Raw genomic sequence first — 17137 nt, forward strand, 5'->3', positions numbered from 1 at the left:
GTTCATTCGACGGCGGACGTTTCAATCTTACCCAGCTGCGACACATTGTTATTACTGCGACGCAGGTCCTGGCGCTGGGCGACTTCCTGCACCTCACGGCGAGTGACAAGATCCGCCAAGCTGATACCACTTAGAAATTCGTGAATCTGCTGGCTGAGATCGCACCACAGATGGTGGGTCAGGCAGGTATCACCGGCATGGCAATCACCCAGCCCCTGGCAACGAGTGGCATCGACCGACTCATTGACTGCATCGACGACCTGGGCGACCTGAATGCCCTGCATGTCGCGGGACAACTGGTAACCACCACCAGGACCGCGCACACTCGACACCAGATTGCTGCGACGCAGCTTGGCGAACAGTTGCTCAAGGTAAGACAGGGAAATGCCTTGCCGCTCAGAGATATCGGCCAGAGACACTGGCCCGTGCTGCGCATGCAATGCCAGATCAAGCATTGCTGTTACAGCGTATCGGCCTTTTGTAGTCAGTCGCATGGCGTGTACCGCGGAGGTTCAGAATGGGAGCGAGTATGCTATTCCCGAGTATTTAAGTCAACTATTAGACCAAGTGAAATAGTCGGGATTAGCAAAAATAGCGGGCGATATCATAGCAAAGGTGCGTCCTGTTGACACGCCCCACATGCAGCGACCTCTAGCCGACCTTCTCTTCGCTCTTGTCCTTCACGCAATCGAAGACCTCGTCACGCAATTCGGGCAACTCCTTGGCGCAGTAATCGCTGCCAAGCCGGCCCAGAGCGCCGCCCATATCCTCCAGGCGAGCATCAACAGCCTGCAAGTGATCGAGCAACTGGCCGATAGCCCTCGCAACCGGGTCCGGCATGTCGGCACTGACACCATAGGCATCGAACCCCAGCTTCTCGGCCATCGCCTTGCGCCGAGCCTCCGCCTCGTCATCGGACTTCACGATGATGCGCCCCGGAATACCGACCGCCGTCGCTCCTGCCGGTACAGCCTTGGTGACCACCGCATTGGAACCGATCTTGGCACCGGCGCCCACAGTAAACGGCCCAAGCACCTTGGCACCCGCACCGACGACGACACCATCTTCCAGGGTCGGGTGACGCTTGCCCGCATTCCAGCTTGTTCCACCCAGGGTCACGCCCTGATAAAGCGTGACATCATTGCCGATCTCGGCGGTCTCACCAATCACGATTCCCATCCCGTGATCGATGAAAAAGCGGCGACCTATCCGGGCACCAGGGTGTATCTCGATACCGGTCATCCAGCGACCAAAGTTGGACACCAGCCGCGCCAGCCACTTCCAGCCACTGCGCCACAGGATATGCGCCAGCCGGTGCAGCCAGATCGCATGCATGCCCGGATAGCAGGTCAGAACCTCGAAAGCATTGCGTGCAGCAGGATCACGATGGAAAACACTTTGGATATCTTCTCGCAGACGCTCGAACATCACTGATCCTTCCGCTTATAAGGTTCACCGCGAGCCGCTTTCTGAGTCTCGGTGAGAATGCCACGCAGAATGCTTAACTCGGAGCGCTCGACTTCGCTACGGCCATACAGCCGACGCAGTCGCGCCATCAAATGACGTGGTTTTTCCGGGTCAAGGAAGCCGATGGCAACCAGTGCCGCTTCCAGATGCCCATAAAAGCCTTCCATCTCATCCATCGTCGCCAGTTCGGCATTGCGCGCCGAAACGACTGGAGCCACATCGGCGCCCGACGACTGCTGCTGGGCAGCCAGCCACGACATGCGTACCTCGTAGGCAAGCACCTGGACCGCAGCGGCCAGATTGAGCGAACTGAACGAGGGATCGGACGGAATATGCACATGGTAATGACAGCGCTGCAATTCCTCGTTGGTCAGGCCGGCATGTTCACGACCAAAGACCAACGCAACCTCGGCGCCCTGCCCGGCCTGCTCGACGACTTTCACGCCGGATTCACGCGGGTCGAGCATCGGCCAGGGAAGACTGCGATCTCGGGCACTGGTGCCCAGCACCAGACTGCAACCGACCAACGCCTCCTCAAGAGTCGCCACGACCTGCGCGCCCTCAAGAATATCGCCAGCCCCCGACGCTCTCGCATCGGCTTCAGGAGACGGGAACACACGCGGCTCGACCAGCACCAGCCGCGAAAGCCCCATGTTTTTCATGGCACGCGCAGCCCCACCGATATTTCCGGGATGGGTAGTGCCGACCAGGACAACACGAATGTTCTGCAGCAATGCAAGCGCTCACTGACAAAATTAAGGGGTGCAAATATTACAGAACCCGCCTCATTAACGCTATGAACCCTTACAAACGCCTGACCACGGAAAATCGTAAAACCTGATCGAGACGACAACGCCAGGGCTGGAAATAATTTGACTTAACCCATAGAATGTTCGGCTCTCTTTAACAACCTTAGGTGAAATGTCCATGCAGCCCATGCTGAATATCGCGCTGCGCGCCGCCCGCAGCGCCAGCGAATTGATTTTCCGCTCCATCGAGCGCTTGGATACCATCAAGGTTGACGAAAAAGAAGCCAAAGACTACGTCACGGAAATTGACCGTGCCGCCGAGCAGAGCATCATCACCGCCCTGCGCAAGGCTTATCCTACCCACGGCATCCTCGGCGAAGAAAGCGGCCTGCACGCAGGCAGCGGCGAAGGCGCCGATTACCTGTGGATCATCGATCCGCTGGACGGCACTACCAACTTCGTTCGCGGCATCCCGCACTTCGCTGTCAGCATCGCCTGCAAATATCGCGGCCGCCTTGAGCACGCCGTCGTTCTCGACCCGGTTCGCCAGGAAGAATTCACCGCCAGCCGTGGCCGTGGCGCAGCCCTGAACGGTCGCCGCCTGCGCGTCAGCACCCGCAAGAGCCTTGAAGGCGCACTGCTGGGCACCGGCTTCCCGTTCCGCGATGAACAAATGGACGGCCTGGAAAACTACCTGGGCATGTTCCGCAGCCTCGTCGGCCAGACCGCAGGCATCCGCCGCGCAGGCGCTGCCAGCCTGGACCTGGCTTACGTTGCAGCCGGCCGTTTCGATGCATTCTGGGAATCAGGCCTGTCCGAATGGGACATGGCAGCAGGCGCACTGCTGATTCAGGAAGCAGGCGGCCTGGTCAGCGACTTCACAGGCGGTCACGACTTCCTGGAGAAAGGCCACATCGTTGCTGGCAACACCAAATGCTTCAAGGCAGTCCTGACCGCCATCGCTCCACACCTGCCGCCTTCGCTGAAACGCTGAATGGCAGATGTAAAAAAACCGGCTTTCGCCGGTTTTTTTATGCCTGCTGACCGCAGGAGCGAATTCATTCACTCCTGCATCACAGCTTATTGAGCAGCCTGGCTCAGGATCAACTGACCATTCTTGTCCACAGGGATCTGACTGCCTGGGTCATTGGCCATACGAACCTGTCCAACCTTCTCGTTCAACTTGTACTTCACGTTGTAGCCCACAACCTTGTCGCTGATATCGTTGACGGTATTGCAACGAGTTTCAGTCGTGGTGTAAGTATCGCGGTTCTGCATACCTTCCTGAACCTTGTTACCTGCATAGCCACCACCTACCGCACCGGCGACCGTGGCAATCTTCTTGCCGTTACCACCACCAACTTGGTTACCGAGCAAACCACCTGCGACAGCACCGATCACACTACCTACAATCTGATGCTCATCCTTGACCGGAGCGCGATGGGTAACAGCTACATCCTTGCAGACCTCACGCGGGGTCTTGATTTGCTCCTTGATCGGCTCGACGGCCAACACATCTGCATACTCTGGGCCGCCCTTGACCAGGCTGTAGGTGGCAACAGCGCCACCAGCGGTAACGACAGCAGCACCCAACACAGCACCAACAAGCAGAGACTTGTTCACTTTGAACCTCCTGACCTACGTTCGCGTAGATTCTTTCCTACGCACTGCCAAGCCTTGGAGCATAAAAAAAGGCGCGAGTTCCGAACTCGCGCCTTTTCATTTCTTGCATTTTCCGTGGGAGCGGATTCATCCGCGAACATTCCCGATCACCCTGGCATCAGAGGCATTCGCGAATGAATTCGCTCCTACAGAAGGAGGACATCAAGGCAAATCATCCGCCTTCTCGGTCACAACCGGAGGAATCAGATCCTCTGTGGTGAGGTTCAGCCAGATCAGCATCACGTTGGCGATGTAGATGGACGAGTAAGTACCCGCCAGAACACCGATGAACAACGCGATGGAGAAGCCTTCCAGGCTGTCGCCACCAAACACCCACAACGCGATGATTGCCAGCAACGTAGAGACCGAAGTCGCAATGGTGCGCAGCAGTGTCTGGGTGGTGGAAATGTTGATGTTCTCGATCAGCGAAGCCTTGCGCAGCAAGCGGAAGTTTTCACGGACCCGGTCGAATACAACGATGGTGTCATTCAGCGAGTAACCGATGATCGCCAGCACCGCCGCCAGAACCGTCAGATCGAACGTGATCTGGAAGAACGACAGGATACCCATGGTCACGACCACGTCGTGAATCAGGGAGATGATCGCGCCGATCGCAAACTTCCACTGGAAACGGAACGCCAGGTAGATCAGAACGCCACCGAGCGCCAGCAGCATGCCGATACCGCCCTGGTCGCGAAGCTCTTCACCAACCTGAGGACCAACGAACTCGACGCGCTTGACGGTTGCCGGGTTATCGGCACCCGCCTGGCGCAGCGCTTCAGCGACCTGGGTGCCCAGTTGCGGGTCTTCGCCCGGCATGCGCACCAGCAAGTCAGTGGTCGCGCCGAAGCTCTGAACCACAGCATCGTGGTAACCAGCCGAAGCCAGCTCCTCACGCACCTTGCCCAGGTCCGCCGGACGCTCGTAGGTCAGCTCGATCAGCGTACCGCCGGTGAAGTCCAGACCGAAGTTAAGCCCTTTATGGAACCAGCTGAACAACGCCAGTACGGTAAGGAGCATGGTAACGGCGAACGCAACATTGCGAACGCCCATGAAGTTGATGGTACGTAACATGGCAGCCCCTTAAATCCACAACTTCTTGAAGTCACGACCGCCGTAGATCAGGTTGACCATAGCGCGGGTCACCATGATGGCCGTGAACATCGAGGTAAAGATCCCGAGCGACATGGTCACCGCAAACCCTTTGACGGGGCCTGTGCCCATCGCAAAGAGAATGCCGCCGACCAGCAGCGTCGTCAGGTTGGCGTCGAGGATCGCCGTGTAGGCACGATCGAAACCTTCGTTGATTGCACGCTGCACACTCATGCCATTGGCGATTTCCTCACGAATCCGCGAGAAGATCAGCACGTTGGCGTCGACCGCCATACCCATGGTCAGAACGATACCGGCAATACCCGGCAAGGTCAGCGTTGCACCCAGCAGAGACATCAGCGCCAGCAGCATGACCATGTTGAAGGCCAGAGCGACAGTCGCGATCAGGCCGAAGAAACGGTAGATCGCCATGATGAACAGCGAAACGAACAGCATGCCCCACAGGGAAGCATCGATACCCTTGGTGATGTTGTCGGCACCCAGGCTTGGACCGATTGTGCGTTCTTCAGCGAAGTACATCGGCGCCGCCAGACCACCGGCACGCAGCAGCAGCGCCAGCTCGGAGGACTCACCCTGGCCGTTCAGACCGGTGATCCGGAACTGACTGCCCAGCGGCGACTGAATGGTCGCCAGACTGATGATTTTCTTGTCTTCCTTGAAAGTCTGCACCGCCACGTCTTTCTCGACGCCATCGACCGTCTGCTTGACATAGGTCGTGGTCGGACGCTGCTCGATGAAGATCACCGCCATGCTGCGACCCACGTTGCTGCGGGTTGCACGGCTCATCAGCTCGCCACCGTGACCATCGAGGTTGATGTTCACCTGTGGACGGCCATGCTCGTCGAAACTCGCCTTGGCGTCGGTTACCTGATCACCGGTGATGATCAGACCACGCTCGACCGCAGCGGCAGGACGTCCGCCCTCGCGGAACTCGAACATCTCGGTGGTGCCCTTGGAGTCATCAGGGCCTGCGCCCAGACGGAACTCCAGGTTGGCCGTCTTGCCGAGAATACGCTTGGCTTCGGCAGTGTCCTGCACGCCCGGCAGCTCAACCACGATACGGTTGGCACCCTGACGCTGGACCAGAGGCTCGGCAACACCCAGCTCGTTGACGCGGTTACGAACCGTAGTCAGGTTCTGCTTGATGGAATATTCGCGAATTTCAGCCAGCTTGGCTGCAGTCAGCGCCAGACGCAGAACAGGAATACCGTTCAACTCGGCAGGCGTGATTTCAAAGTCGGTGAAGCTCTTGCGGACCAGGGCACGGGCCTGTTCACGCTCGGCATCGTCGGTGAAACCCAACTGAATGACATTGTTGACTTGTGGAAGGCTGCGATAACGCACCTTCTCTTTGCGCAACAGAGTCTTGACTTCGCCTTCGTAGACTTTCAGGCGAGCATCGATGGCCTTGTCCATGTCCACTTCCAACAGGAAATGCACACCACCGGAAAGGTCCAGGCCCAGCTTCATCGGGCTTGCGCCCAGGTTACGCAACCATGTCGGGGTAGTACGGGCCAGGTTGAGTGCGACGACATAGTCATCACCCAAAGCCTTGCGCACCACATCCTTGGCTGGCAACTGATCTTCCTGCTTGCTCAGACGCAACAAACCGCCCTTGCCATTCTCAGCCAGAGAGGAGGCCTTGACCGAGATACCGGCATCGGCAAGCGCCTTGCCTGCACGATCCAGATCCGCCTGACTGACCTGCAGCGCAGTACTGGCGCCACTGATCTGGATAGCCGAGTCGTCAGGGTAGAGATTGGGTGCGGAATAAATGAAACCGATCGCCAGCACCGCCAGGATCAGTACGTATTTCCACAGAGGGTATTTGTTCAGCATCACGCCGCCCGCTTAGAACGCGGGGCGCCTTGCGCGCCCCGTCGATTGGTAAAAATGGTACTCAGATCGCTTTCAGGGTGCCCTTTGGCAGAGTGGCAGCGATAGCGCCCTTCTGGATCTTCAGCTCAACAGTGTCGGAAACCTCGATAACCACGAAGTCATCGGTCACTTTGTTGATCTTGCCAGCGATACCGCCAGTGGTAACGACTTCATCGCCCTTCTGCAGGTTGCTGAGCAGGTTTTTCTGCTCCTTGGCGCGCTTGGCCTGTGGACGCCAGATCATCAGATAGAAGATGACCAGGAAGCCGACCAGGAAGATCCACTCAAAGCCGGTGCCCGCAGGACCGGCAGCCGGTGCAGCAGCATCCGCGAAAGCGGGAGAGATGAAAAAGCTCATTTAGCGCTCCAATTGCATAATTAGTATAAGAAACACGAAAAATCGGTTCTGTTTCAGCCAAGCGGCGGCGTTGGAAGGCCGCGTTTGGCATAGAAGGCATCGACGAAGGCGGCCAATGTACCTTGTTGAATAGCCTCGCGCAAACCAGCCATAAGCAGCTGGTAATGCCGCAAATTGTGGATCGTATTGAGCATGCTCCCCAACATTTCGCCGCACTTGTCCAGGTGATGCAGATAAGCGCGGGAGAAGTTCTTGCAGGTGTAGCAGTCACAGGTCGGATCCAGCGGCGAATCGTCATGGCGATGGAACGCATTACGAATCTTCAGAACACCGGTATCGATGAACAGATGGCCGTTGCGGGCATTGCGGGTCGGCATCACGCAGTCGAACATGTCGACTCCGCGGCGCACACCCTCAACCAGATCTTCGGGCTTGCCTACCCCCATAAGGTAACGAGGTTTGTCTGCTGGCATCTGGCCCGGCAGATAATCCAGCACCTTGATCATCTCGTGCTTGGGCTCGCCCACCGACAGACCGCCAATGGCCAGGCCGTCGAAACCGATCTGATCCAGCCCTTCGAGCGAGCGCATGCGCAGGTTTTCATGCATGCCACCCTGCACGATGCCGAACAGCGCTGCCGTGCTCTCGCCATGAGCGACTTTCGAGCGCTTGGCCCAACGCAGCGACAGCTCCATGGAAACCCGTGCGACGTCTTCATCGGCCGGATACGGCGTGCATTCGTCGAAGATCATCACGATGTCCGAGCCCAGGTCACGCTGGACCTGCATCGACTCTTCCGGCCCCATGAACACCTTGGCGCCATCGACCGGAGAAGCGAAGGTCACGCCCTCCTCCTTGATCTTGCGCATGGCGCCCAGGCTGAACACCTGGAAACCGCCGGAGTCGGTCAGGATCGGCCCTTTCCACTGCATGAAATCGTGCAGGTCGCCGTGCCCCTTGATGACTTCAGTGCCCGGACGCAGCCACAGGTGGAAGGTGTTACCCAGAATGATCTGCGCGCCGGTGGCCTCGATATCCCGAGGCAGCATGCCCTTGACCGTGCCATAAGTGCCCACCGGCATGAACGCCGGGGTTTCCACCACGCCACGAGGGAAGGTCAAGCGACCGCGACGGGCTTTACCGTCGGTGGCCAGCAGCTCGAAAGACATACGACAGGTGCGACTCATGCTTGATCCTCTGGGGCCGATTCCTGCGGGGCAGTCGGCGCGGGATTGCGGGTGATGAACATCGCATCACCGTAACTGAAGAAGCGGTACCCATGCTCGATGGCCGCTTTGTAGGCCGCCATGGTTTCGGGATAACCAGCGAACGCCGAAACCAGCATCAACAGCGTGGATTCAGGCAAATGGAAATTGGTCACCAGGGCATCGACCACATGAAACGGCCGCCCCGGATAAATGAAGATATCGGTGTCGCCGCTGAACGGCTTCAACACGCCATCACGCGCGGCACTCTCCAGCGAACGCACGCTGGTGGTCCCGACCGCAATCACCCGCCCGCCCCGCGCACGACACGCGGCCACGGCATCGACGACTTCCTGGCTGACTTCCAGCCATTCGTTATGCATGTGGTGATCTTCGATCCGGTCCACACGCACCGGCTGAAAGGTGCCAGCGCCCACGTGCAGCGTCACGAAAGCCGTCTCGACACCCTTGGCGGCAATCGCCTCCAGCAGCGGCTCGTCGAAATGCAGACCCGCCGTCGGCGCAGCCACCGCACCGGCACGCTGGGCATAGACCGTCTGATAACGCTCGCGGTCAGCGCCTTCGTCCGGGCGATCTATATAAGGAGGCAACGGCATATGCCCGACGCGGTCGAGCAGCGGCAGCACTTCCTCGGCAAAACGCAACTCGAACAGCGTGTCGTGGCGCGCCACCATCTCGGCCTCGCCACCACCATCGATCAGAATCGACGAGCCCGGCTTGGGCGACTTGCTCGACCGCACATGCGCCAGCACCCGATGACTGTCCAGCACCCGCTCAACCAGAATCTCCAGCTTGCCGCCGGACGCCTTCTGCCCGAACAGACGTGCGGGAATCACACGGGTGTTGTTGAAGATCATCAGATCGCCAGAACGCAAATGCTCAAGCAAATCAGTGAATTGACGATGCGCCAGCGCGCCGCTCACCCCGTCCAGGGTCAACAGACGACTACTGCGCCGCTCGGCCAGCGGATGGCGAGCAATCAGGGAATCAGGGAGATCGAAGGTAAAGTCAGCAACGCGCATGATGGTGTTCGATAAGCAGGGCCGGGGAGTTTATCCGGTTTGGAGAGATTAGTAAAAAACCTGCAAAAATCCTTGTTGACCAACGGTATGCGCATCCCTATACTTCGCCGCCATTGAGCCCTGATGGCGGAATTGGTAGACGCGGCGGATTCAAAATCCGTTTTCGAAAGGAGTGGGAGTTCGAGTCTCCCTCGGGGCACCAACACAATGAAGAAAGGCCTTGAATTTAAAGGCCTTTTTTTTCGTCTGGCGTAAATGTGGCGTAATGCGTGTCAACGGGTGAGGCATCTTGCCCCTCCTCTGTGCCTCGGTAGTCGGCAGTGTGATAGCCCTCCAACTTAACCACCCTCGGCAGTGTGAGCGCGTGCCACAGACAGGCCCGTATGCGAGGTAAAGAAAAATTTCTACCCTTACCTCAAAAGCCTGTCAGATTTGTCAGATTGTATTGTCAATTACTCTATAAGCCTTGTTCTATATGGCTTTGAGAGCTTTCAATAACTGTCGGATAGATGTCGGATAGGTGTCAAACACTGACAGTACCTAGGTGTCAGATTTTTATTTTTTTCACCCTTATAACTCATTGATTCGTAAGGTTTTTATTTTTATACCGGCAGAACTGTACACCTACATCCACCCCCGTTGTCAGACGACAAACCCTGAGAAATCAAGGCCTGTAGCCGTGGTCCCGACAGATATCCACTGTCTGACAGGCTTTTTGGGGTGAACCTAAATAAAGGTTCGGTGGGAGGCCCAAGCTGCACGCACGTTTGACTAAATTGGAGCCGCCTCAACCATCGCCATGACGATGCAGAGCTGTGAAAGGGTCTGCACGCATCTGAATTCCCTCCAGGCCACAGCCCGCCTGACCTACACCACCTCCAGCCCGTTTGACGCACTGCAATCATATGCACCATTCCTGGAGCGGTGCCGATTTTGAAAACCCGCCCTTTCAGCGGTTTTTCAATTTTTCGCCCAATGAATCCGGGCACTCCAGCATTCCCCCGTCAATGACCGCCTGCAGCGCCGCTGTGCAACTGCGCTTCATTTCTCTGCAAAACCTTTCACACAATGAAATGGCCGATCACCTACAGAGGCCCACGGCCCGCCTGGGCTACAGGTTCGTTTGCACTACATTAGGATTTGCACAAAAAAAGGACGCAAAGCGCGTCGGCGGGAGGGGGATAAGTGCTTTTAAACTAAGATTTTCTTTCCGCAGCATCTTGGTGGGCAATGCTTTGGCAAGCAGGTCGTTTTCAGCAGGAGCAGCTACATTCGGGCGAGTACTCAACTAAAACCATCCACGGCTACCGTTGACGCGGAATAGCCGTACAATCCCGCCAAAACCTCACCTCTCGGCCTTCCAGGCTGAGAAGAATCGCTCTAAGCTGCGAGGAGAGATCCAGCATCCAACGTGCTCAGTCCAAGGACGTCCGGCACTGGTAATTTTTCGTCTATTTGGGTGGTTTTTCGGAAGATCAAGGTGTCAGAGATGTCATGCGGAAAGTCAAAATCGAATTACCTCGAACCGTGCCAAGATAATTTTGAGATACACCTATGCTCCACGCTCTCGCACTGGATCGGCAAAGCCTCCCAGCGATCACAAAGGTCAAACTGAGCAACGAATGGGGCGCTATGCCTATCTTTTCTATGCTTGGCCACCACAGTGGATTGGAGCCTATAAAGGCAGGCCAAAGGCCACCCACTGATCTCGATTTTCTTTCGCTCAAAGGTATTTATTTTTTACTTGACAATTCATTGCGCATAACAAATCCCCGCATTCTGGTTGACTCTAAGCAAGGCTCCAATTTACCTTTCGGTTGCATACTAGCTTTTAGGTTGCGAAAAGTTATTAATGGGATCCATGCGCGCATGAAAAAAAGAACGGAATCAGACTGGACGCAGCAAGTAATCGCTTCAAAGAGAGCACTAAATAACGCTACCTTTAAAAGGCGCTACAATCGCCTCAACTCAGAAAAAAACAAAGTTAGGTTGCTTTCAAGAACAGTAGTCTTAGCGCCTTCTATACTTTCTTTTTTTAATAAGCAATATAACTCTTTCTCGGTTTTCATTTCAGAGCTGATAGATAACTGCGAAAAAGGGCAGGTGCTAATAGATTTTTCAAAAGTGCGAAGGGCAAAGGTGTCAGCACTTCTTGTTCTTTATGCAAATATTGAGCAGCTTCAGAAAATTCATAGCAATTCATCTATAATAAAAACCAAAGGACTAGTATCCAGAGAAGTGGCTATAATGTTTCGCACATTTGGTCTTTGGACTTTGACAGGCGAATCTAATATTCATTCCACAAGAGCTTATCCTGACTCAATAGAAATATGTACCATGCCACACGAATCTAATGCGGCGGGTGACCATAAAAAAGAATTAAGGAAAATATTAAAATACGCCCAAAGCAATGTGATGAAGTTTGGGATGCATGAAGGAAGTCTCTTAGCTTACAACGCCATAACAGAATCCATATCGAACGTATGGCAGCATGCATATGATGACGTCTTTTTCAAAGATCCTGTGCCTATAGAGCTCCAGAACTGGTGGATTATTGTACAGTGTATACAGGATCAGTTTTTTGTATCCATGTATGATATGGGGGCAGGCATACCAACTACTATAAACACTAAACCGTGGGCTCCTGCGCTTATTGAAAGTATATCTAAGATTCTTGAAAAAACTGGATTCTTTATACTTTCAGTTGATGCAAAGAGTATCAAGGCATCAGTTGATTATGGGAAGTCGCGTTTCAAGCAGGACAACCGAGGTAAAGGCTTAACCGAAGCTAAAGACTTTGTACAAAGAAATCCGCAGGGATCACTACTGATATTCAGCGGTCAAGGTCATTACACTTATAAGACCGAAGGGGACAAGGAGTCCCTTGGAACATTAAGCACGCCATTTAAGGGTACTTTGATTCAATGGAATCTAAAGTTGGAGAAAACAGATAATGTCTAAAGTCACAATCGATGTTGGAAACGAGTTTTCTGACATGCCCTTTGGTCGAGATGACAAAGATGGTGATGATAACGGCTACCGATTCAGGAAAGATATCTTGCTCAAGGCGCTTGATAAATATGAGTATGTTGTTATCGATCTTTCTAATGTACTTGGATGCCCTTCCTCCTTTTCAGATGAGGCATTCGCAGGCCTTGTCATTTATGAAAAATTCTCAAAAGAGGAAGTGCTGAGAAGGATCTCCTTCATTACCGAGTTTGAAAGCATAAAAACCAACATAAAAAAATACATACTAGAAGCGAAGCCGATGACCGCTAAAGTTTGATGGGGATTACTGAGAATGGATGTAGTTAAGCTTCTCGCGGAATATGGAATATTGGCTGTATTGTTAATGATTGCTGGCTGGCTTTTCGTGTTTAAAAACTCTAGAGCACTGGCGCGCCAATCTGAGATTAACGCGCTTGCCAGTGCTATGGAAAAAACGCTACAAGAAATCTCTGACGAGAACTACAAGTTCTGGAAAGATTTGTCGGAAGACCGGGAAGAACATCTAGCGAAAAGCAAGCTATTCGCATCGTATATCGACTATCGCTGCAACATTGTGGAAAAGAAAATTTCTATTCTTTATAAGAAAAGTGAAGCCTGTTGGAATCCTGCTGTAGCCAGCTCAAGTTTTGTAAGTGACTCTATTGATCTGATTGCGAAAATACGCGACAAATCAACAATAAACTCCGAAAAACTAGATCAATTACGCGACAGATATTCAAGAATAAGTACAATCAATAGCCTTACATTAAAGCTTTCCGGAAACATCTCATCTTTTGTGATTATGCGATTTCAACCAATGTCCGAATGGAAGTGGCCGGAAAACTACTAAGCTTTAATTGGGCTCCATACGCAATTAATATTGGTCCCTAACAACTTCTCCAAGAGCAAACCTGATACTTTATATAAAAAATACCGCAGCGTTTTTGGATATAGATATCATATTTGTTTTGATGCGCTGGGTGCTGCCCTTACCAGGCGACCAAATGTAAGTCAAAAATAATCGCCTAGTTACGCCTACAGCAAAAGCAACGTCGTCAAAGTATAATTTCTTAGTGTGAGTTTCAAGAGGTTTAAGTGTGAAGTTTTAGCGCGCGCAGCCTCTGATGTGCAGATCACGCCTTCTGATCCTGAATGCAAGAGCAGGGTGTTTATAGGGATTGTGACTTGTATGAGTCAAACATATTCAACTGATATTAAAGTTCAAAGTGTAACTGCTTCAAGCATTGCGGAAAGTAACGCAGCTTTAGTGGCATCAGCTATGAATGTTGCTGCATTGTTCGGCGGTGGTGACTGCCCATGAACGTGACCAGCGATCTGCGCGTTCATCTCTTGCAACAGATCTAGGGTGTCACACAGCACCTTGAAGATGTTCACGCCTCTGGAGCCTACCCAGTTCTTTGGAGCCTGCAGGCGCTGGCTTTCCTTCGCAATGCTCTGACGAAGCCCCTCGATCCGCTCATGCATGTCGCCACGGACCGTTGAGTTATGCTTTTGAGCCACGACAAGGTTCAGATCCCGCGTAGTAGCCATGTGCAGGTCGTCCACCGCTACCAGGCTCGCAGATCCGGCTGACAACAGCTTGAGCGCGCCCATCGCCTCGATCTTCTTGATCCCTCCGACCTTCTCCGTTGAATGATCATCCACGTTCCGTGTGTGGCTCTGGAATTGCTCCGAATTGCTCAGGGCTTCGACCTCGCGCTCGATGGCTTCGTCCCGAATCTTGCCATCCGTCTTGCGCAGCCAGTTGCCGTCAGCGTCCACACGCTGTTGCGCCGCGTCGCTGTGCTGCCACACTTGGTCGCCTTTCGGGACTTTCGGCAGACTCAGGCCATGCGGCAGGATCGATTGAATGTAGGGTTTGCTGGGCAGGCCGTAGGCGAAGCTCACGACCACGCGGGTGCCTTCCTCTGGAAAGCCAAACATGCCCTTTTCATCGCCAGCATTGGACAGAGGCAACGGTACGCCGGCCAGCAATGGCAGATCTGGATCAGGCTCGCCGTCTGGTGTCAGGACTTCGATATCGACGGCGTACCTCGGTCGAAAGTCGTCGCACAGTCCTGCGCTGGCCGGCGCGTCTGAAACGGACACCACACGGGCAAAGCGCGGCAGGTGGTAGCCGCCAGTCAGTTCTGGGAATTGGCGCTCTACGCTGCGCTTGATTGCGTCGTCCATTTTATCGCCATCTGTGTGCCGGCGAGTGTCACGCTTGTGATCCGCTCGCCCTGGTTGAATGAAACGCCCGGTCGCATGCCCGGAAGGGCCGCGATCATCGCGCTTTGATTTCCTTGATACCCGTCAAACAGGCTCACGGGCAGTTGGAGTGCAGATCGAGCACCGAAGAAGCTGTCAGCCCAGGATCCAGCGAACACCTCACCATCGCCTTGCTGTTGCCAGATAAAGTCATCAATGCCGAATACCCGCCCGAGGCTGTCCATGGCCTGATATCCCGCTGCCAGGCTGTAGAAAAATGCGGTTTTGGTCCGGGTATAGGCCTTGTCCGGAACACGGAAACGCAGGCCTGTCTTGGTGCTGATATCAGCCAGCACGGCGCGCAGATCTGCATGCCGCATATTCATTGGCAACGGGTTTGCAAGCACAGCGGCCAGCTCGCGGCAGAACACCACCTGCTCGATGCCGTTGGCCGCCGTGCAACGCTCAACGTAGCCAATGAAATGGCGCTGCAGCGTAGCTTCGTTGTAGCCAATATCGAACGTCACCAGGCCTTTCACCTGGTCGCTGGCCTTGATCGTGAACATGGCGCGCCCAGGGCTTTTCAGCTCCAGGCGCACCTCGTCGTTGACCAGGGGAACTACACTGCCGTCGATGGTCAGGATCTTGTGGAGTTTCATGCCCCACCGCCCAGATAAGTGTCCACCTTCTTCATTACGGCCTCAAAACCGGTCAGCTCTTCGGGCTTGGTGCTCCCATCCGATCCCGACACACCGTCACCAGGCGCGGATTGCGAGGCCACCGCGTTGCCGACGCGCCGGTTCTCGACTTTCTCCGGGTTCGACAGCTTTTCGCTCAGTGTGAACTGGATGATCCATTGGGCAAGGCTGTCGTCTTCGCGAGCACTGACCCCATCGGCAAAGGTCACTTGCCGGACACCGAAGGCCTCGGCGGTGTCGTTCACGATCCGATACGTCGTGAGCTGGCCACCGCCTTCGGTACTCTCTGCCAGGCGCATCAAGGTGCGCAGGTTGGCTTTGTCCTTGTACCGAATAGTCATCGCCACGGTGAGGGTCTTTGGCTTGAAGCCCTTGTGTGAAGCGTCGGTCCCCGAAGTCTGGCCACTCATGTCGCCGGCCTCGATCTTGAGGTTTGCCGTTACCTTCATGCGGTTGCCGATGATCTGTTCACCATTGAGAAGGATCGTCATAGGCCCACCAGCTCGCGCACAAAGCTCAGGCCCGAAAGCGAGCCGACCAACAGCGTTCCGGACGACAGCACCCACTCATGACCTGGTGCATCGTCACCGCCGGCCAGCAGCTCCTTGCTCAGTTCAGCAGGTGTACCAGGGCCGATCAGCCTGGCGCGCATCGTCGTGTCTTCGTCGCTGCCAGTCAGCAGCGCCTTGAGGTCATCCATTTGTTTATCCCGGTTCTGCTGCAGCTCGGCCTTGCGGCTGGCCAGCGCGGCCAGATCCTCCAGGGGCGAGCTGTCGGCATAGCTCTCCAGTGCCGCGATCTGGCCGGACATGGCCTGTTTTGCAGACTTGAGCACGGTGCAGCGTTCAAGCGGCAGGCTGCTCCAGCGAGGCAGCGTGCCGGCCTCGGGGATCACCCACTTGTCTGTTTCAAGGGTCGATAGGCTCTGAGCCCGGCGCTCGGCCCGCACCAGATCTGGCATCGGCAGCAGTGCATTGAAGCGTGACAAGGTGCTGGCCAGCTGGCCGTAGTGCGTCGCAAGGAACAGGATCGACAGTGCGTATTGCTGTTCGACAGGACGGGCATCGTCAGTACCGTCCGTCAGTTTGTCTGCGAGCAACTGCAGCAGATTCGGTGCCGACAGAAAACGCTGATTGCCCTTGCCCTGCCCAATTCCGGACTGGAAGGGTGTCACGGTGAGGCACGCCGGCGCTTCACCCAAGGTGTTGGCCATCGCCGTCTTGCCGGCATCGATCACGCTTTCTGCAGCAGCACCAACCGGCCCCGGGCTTGTGCTGACCAGGCCGGCCAGGCTCGCCAGGCGCTGCCCTGTGCTGACCAGCTCACCGCTGGCCAGATCCTTGGCGGCTGACAGATCGTCCATCCAGGCGGTGGCCTGCTCGGGCCACCGCATTGTGACGGGAAGCCAGGCATTCATTGCTCGTCGTCCCAGGTCACTGCCTGCAGGCTGGCCATGTCGCCGGCGGCCAAGGCCAGATCCAGCTGGCGCTTGAGTTCATTGGCTTTCTGCCACATTTGCGCCTTGAACTCAGCATCAGAAGAGCCGGCAACAGCCGTTTCACATGCGAGGCTGATCCGCTGCCCCTGCGCTTGATACAGCGCGTTGACGTCTGACGGGCTTGCCTGAAACTTGTCACCCTCATACCCCCAGCCTGGCTTGGCATCCGCCGGGCAAGGCACCCAGATCAGTGACGGGTGAAACTTGCCCGTTGGGTCCACGTCCGTTGTTTCCGCGACTGCAGCATTTTCAATTCGTGCCCACATA

General features: G+C 55.3%; 18 protein-coding genes and 1 tRNA gene. 5 read left to right on the top strand and 14 right to left on the bottom strand.

The window, feature by feature from the left end:
* Positions 1-2: 2 nt before the first annotated feature.
* From iscR to trmJ, 3 genes are all read right to left on the bottom strand, one after another.
* Positions 3-494 (bottom strand): Fe-S cluster assembly transcriptional regulator IscR, encoded by a 492-nt coding sequence (gene iscR, locus JL015_RS07325; protein WP_201003787.1) that lies wholly within the window; start codon positions 492-494, stop codon positions 3-5.
* A gap of 157 nt (positions 495-651) precedes the next feature.
* On the bottom strand, positions 652-1428 hold the full coding sequence (cysE, locus tag JL015_RS07330; RefSeq protein WP_201017960.1) for a serine O-acetyltransferase: 777 nt from the start codon (positions 1426-1428) through the stop codon (positions 652-654).
* Entirely contained in the window at positions 1428-2201 is a 774-nt protein-coding gene (trmJ, locus tag JL015_RS07335; protein ID WP_201017961.1) for a tRNA (cytosine(32)/uridine(32)-2'-O)-methyltransferase TrmJ, read from the bottom strand. Before trmJ ends, cysE begins: the two co-directional genes overlap by 1 nt.
* 193 nt (positions 2202-2394) lie before the next feature.
* Here trmJ and suhB point away from each other — a divergent pair, with 193 nt between their 5' ends.
* Positions 2395-3210 carry a type III secretion system regulator SuhB gene (gene suhB, locus JL015_RS07340; protein ID WP_201003793.1) on the top strand — a complete coding sequence of 272 codons (816 nt, stop codon included), beginning with the start codon at positions 2395-2397 and terminating at the stop codon, positions 3208-3210.
* Between the two features lie 86 nt (positions 3211-3296).
* Here the strand turns inward: suhB and JL015_RS07345 are convergent, their stop codons facing one another.
* The 6 genes from JL015_RS07345 to queA all read right to left on the bottom strand — a co-directional run bounded on the left by JL015_RS07345 (position 3297) and on the right by queA (position 9475).
* The gene (locus JL015_RS07345) at positions 3297-3839 is read right to left on the bottom strand and encodes a glycine zipper 2TM domain-containing protein (RefSeq protein WP_025258828.1); all 543 of its coding nucleotides are present in this window, start codon (positions 3837-3839) and stop codon (positions 3297-3299) included.
* Between the two features lie 201 nt (positions 3840-4040).
* Entirely contained in the window at positions 4041-4952 is a 912-nt protein-coding gene (secF, locus tag JL015_RS07350) for a protein translocase subunit SecF (RefSeq protein WP_201003797.1), read from the bottom strand.
* Between the two features lie 9 nt (positions 4953-4961).
* On the bottom strand, positions 4962-6830 hold the full coding sequence (gene secD / locus JL015_RS07355; protein ID WP_201003799.1) for a protein translocase subunit SecD: 1869 nt from the start codon (positions 6828-6830) through the stop codon (positions 4962-4964).
* 61 nt (positions 6831-6891) lie between these two features.
* The gene (gene yajC / locus JL015_RS07360; RefSeq protein WP_025258825.1) at positions 6892-7227 is read right to left on the bottom strand and encodes a preprotein translocase subunit YajC; all 336 of its coding nucleotides are present in this window, start codon (positions 7225-7227) and stop codon (positions 6892-6894) included.
* 53 nt (positions 7228-7280) lie between these two features.
* A complete protein-coding gene (gene tgt, locus JL015_RS07365) occupies positions 7281-8396 on the bottom strand; it encodes a tRNA guanosine(34) transglycosylase Tgt (RefSeq protein WP_095067087.1) in 1116 nt (371 codons plus the stop codon).
* 14 nt (positions 8397-8410) lie between these two features.
* Positions 8411-9475, bottom strand: coding sequence for a tRNA preQ1(34) S-adenosylmethionine ribosyltransferase-isomerase QueA (queA, locus tag JL015_RS07370; protein WP_095067088.1), 1065 nt, complete (start codon positions 9473-9475; stop codon positions 8411-8413).
* Between the two features lie 117 nt (positions 9476-9592).
* Here queA and JL015_RS07375 point away from each other — a divergent pair.
* The 4 genes from JL015_RS07375 to JL015_RS07390 all read left to right on the top strand — a co-directional run bounded on the left by JL015_RS07375 (position 9593) and on the right by JL015_RS07390 (position 13313).
* Positions 9593-9677, top strand: a tRNA-Leu gene (locus JL015_RS07375).
* A 1352-nt stretch (positions 9678-11029) separates the two neighbouring features.
* Entirely contained in the window at positions 11030-12436 is a 1407-nt protein-coding gene (locus JL015_RS07380; RefSeq protein WP_201017962.1) for a hypothetical protein, read from the top strand.
* Entirely contained in the window at positions 12429-12761 is a 333-nt protein-coding gene (locus JL015_RS07385) for an STAS-like domain-containing protein (RefSeq protein WP_201017963.1), read from the top strand. The genes JL015_RS07380 and JL015_RS07385 overlap by 8 nt, the downstream gene beginning before the upstream one ends.
* A 15-nt stretch (positions 12762-12776) precedes the next feature.
* On the top strand, positions 12777-13313 hold the full coding sequence (locus JL015_RS07390; RefSeq protein WP_201017964.1) for a hypothetical protein: 537 nt from the start codon (positions 12777-12779) through the stop codon (positions 13311-13313).
* Between the two features lie 371 nt (positions 13314-13684).
* On the opposite strand, the gene JL015_RS07395 is transcribed toward JL015_RS07390, so the two are convergent.
* The 5 genes from JL015_RS07395 to JL015_RS07415 are packed head-to-tail and all read right to left on the bottom strand — an operon-like array spanning position 13685 to position 17136.
* A complete protein-coding gene (locus JL015_RS07395) occupies positions 13685-14656 on the bottom strand; it encodes a hypothetical protein (protein ID WP_201017965.1) in 972 nt (323 codons plus the stop codon).
* The gene (locus tag JL015_RS07400) at positions 14629-15333 is read right to left on the bottom strand and encodes a hypothetical protein (protein WP_201017966.1); all 705 of its coding nucleotides are present in this window, start codon (positions 15331-15333) and stop codon (positions 14629-14631) included. The genes JL015_RS07395 and JL015_RS07400 overlap by 28 nt, the downstream gene beginning before the upstream one ends.
* Positions 15330-15863 carry a baseplate complex protein gene (locus JL015_RS07405; protein WP_201017967.1) on the bottom strand — a complete coding sequence of 178 codons (534 nt, stop codon included), beginning with the start codon at positions 15861-15863 and terminating at the stop codon, positions 15330-15332. The genes JL015_RS07400 and JL015_RS07405 overlap by 4 nt, the downstream gene beginning before the upstream one ends.
* A complete protein-coding gene (locus tag JL015_RS07410) occupies positions 15860-16789 on the bottom strand; it encodes a hypothetical protein (protein WP_201017968.1) in 930 nt (309 codons plus the stop codon). The genes JL015_RS07405 and JL015_RS07410 overlap by 4 nt, the downstream gene beginning before the upstream one ends.
* Positions 16786-17136 (bottom strand): hypothetical protein, encoded by a 351-nt coding sequence (locus tag JL015_RS07415; protein ID WP_201017969.1) that lies wholly within the window; start codon positions 17134-17136, stop codon positions 16786-16788. Before JL015_RS07415 ends, JL015_RS07410 begins: the two co-directional genes overlap by 4 nt.
* Position 17137 lies beyond the last annotated feature (1 nt).

It is taken from the genome of Pseudomonas cichorii (assembly GCF_015471405.1).
Taxonomy (GTDB): domain Bacteria; phylum Pseudomonadota; class Gammaproteobacteria; order Pseudomonadales; family Pseudomonadaceae; genus Aquipseudomonas; species Aquipseudomonas serbiensis.